The 372-nt window shown below is 29.6% G+C and carries 1 protein-coding gene; it reads right to left on the reverse strand.

What is annotated here, in order from left to right:
- Positions 1–126: 126 nt before the first annotated feature.
- Positions 127–372, reverse strand: a 246-nt coding sequence (locus RCF13_RS07395; RefSeq protein WP_308141027.1) for a hypothetical protein, incomplete at its 5' end; no start/stop codon positions are given.

Consider the following 372-nt stretch of genomic DNA (forward strand, 5'->3'; position numbering starts at 1 on the left):
TATATCTTCAATAAATTTTTAACAAAAAAAATTCAAAAAGTATAACCGGATCAATGTTCCTTAATAAAATCACATTTTGAAATTGTTTAACAAAAAAAAGGCTACCTAAAGAAAAAGGTAGTCTTTTTAAGATGCAGGTCGACCGTATTTATCGAAGTATTCAAAAATTTCCGTTTCAAAAGTATATTTCACTCGAAAAATCTTTGTAAAACCAAAATCACCATTTTTTTTACATGTAAACCATACATGGCCGGAGCCAATTACATCGAGTTGTACATCCTCAAATTCTTTACGATTCAACAATTGCTGTTTAGCAAGCTGAATTTTCCTTCTCCAACTATAACGATTTTTAAACGCTACTACCATTCCTTT

The sequence above is a fragment of the Stenotrophomonas maltophilia group sp. RNC7 genome, assembly GCF_030910085.1.
In the GTDB taxonomy this organism is placed as follows: Bacteria; Pseudomonadota; Gammaproteobacteria; order Xanthomonadales; family Xanthomonadaceae; genus Stenotrophomonas; species Stenotrophomonas sepilia.